Source organism: Jiangella rhizosphaerae (assembly GCF_003579925.1).
Lineage (GTDB): Bacteria > Actinomycetota > Actinomycetes > Jiangellales > Jiangellaceae > Jiangella > Jiangella rhizosphaerae.
Window position 1 is genome coordinate 1 of sequence record NZ_QUAL01000221.1, and the last position, 1,021, is coordinate 1,021.

Consider the following 1,021-nt stretch of genomic DNA (forward strand, 5'->3'; position numbering starts at 1 on the left):
CGGCGCGACCGCGGTGGCCACGGCCGACGCCGCCGCCGGCGCGGCCGCGGCCATGGCGCCCAGCCGCAGCGCGTCCCGTCGGGAGAATCTCTTGCTCATCTCGCCTCCTCGTTCCGGCCGTCCTTGGCCGTGGTGGTGCAGGTGTGAGCGTTAACAACACGGTCGAAGCGTCCGTGATGGACCGATGTGACCTGTGATGTGTGAAATAGTGCACTGCCCGGCGTGGGAGGGTCAAGGGTGATCGTCGAGCGCGTCGACGGCGTTGAGGCGCGCGTCCGACGGTCCCCGTCGTGCTGTTGATCATGGAGAATTCGGGGTTCCACGTGGGTCGGAACCCCGATTTCTCCATGATCAACCGTGCTGGGAAGCCCGCCGGGGATGAGGTGGGGTGGACGGCGCGAAGCGGTCAGAGCTTGCGCATCGACCAGGCGCTCTCGGCGGAGACGGCGACGGCCTCGAGGTCCTGGCCCGTCGACGCCAGGACGGCCGCCGCGACCGCGCCCTCGGTGAACGGGGCGTCGGCCAGCCGCACGGCCGGGCCGCCGTCCTCGTCGGCGAGGTCCTCGAGCAGCGTCTTCGCCGTCAGGACCGAGCTGCCCATGTCCATGATCACGCAGACGCCGTCGCCGCTGTCGGCCGCGTTGATGGCGGCGGAGATCAGCGCGATGCTGGTGCCGAACCGGCCGTCGTCGGTGCCGCCGGCGGGGCGGATGGCGACCGACGGGCCGGCCAGCTCCGCCGCCATCTCGGCGACGGAGCGGGCGACCGCCGGGCTGTGCGAGACCAGCACGATGCCGACCGTCACGCCGTGACCTCCGCCAGTGCGCGCAGGATCAGCGCCGTCGACGCCGCGCCGGGATCCTCGTGTCCGACGCTGCGGGCGCCGAGGTAGCTGGCCCGGCCCTTGCGCGCCTGCAGGGGGATGGTGGCGGCCAAGCCCTGCTCGGCGGCGTCGGCGGCGGCCGCGGCGGCGGCGGCGATGGGCCCGCCGTCGGCGGCGACCGCCTGGAACGCGGCGACC

Annotated in this window: 2 protein-coding genes; both read right to left on the minus strand. The window is 73.5% G+C overall.

The features are described from left to right. Positions 1 to 406: 406 nt before the first annotated feature. Positions 407 to 805, minus strand: coding sequence for a dihydroxyacetone kinase phosphoryl donor subunit DhaM (gene dhaM, locus DY240_RS22560; RefSeq protein WP_119662065.1), 399 nt, complete (start codon positions 803 to 805; stop codon positions 407 to 409). Then, positions 802 to 1,021 (minus strand): DAK2 domain-containing protein (locus DY240_RS22565; protein WP_119662066.1); only part of this gene is annotated, 220 nt, incomplete at its 5' end. The genes DY240_RS22565 and dhaM, both read right to left, overlap by 4 nt.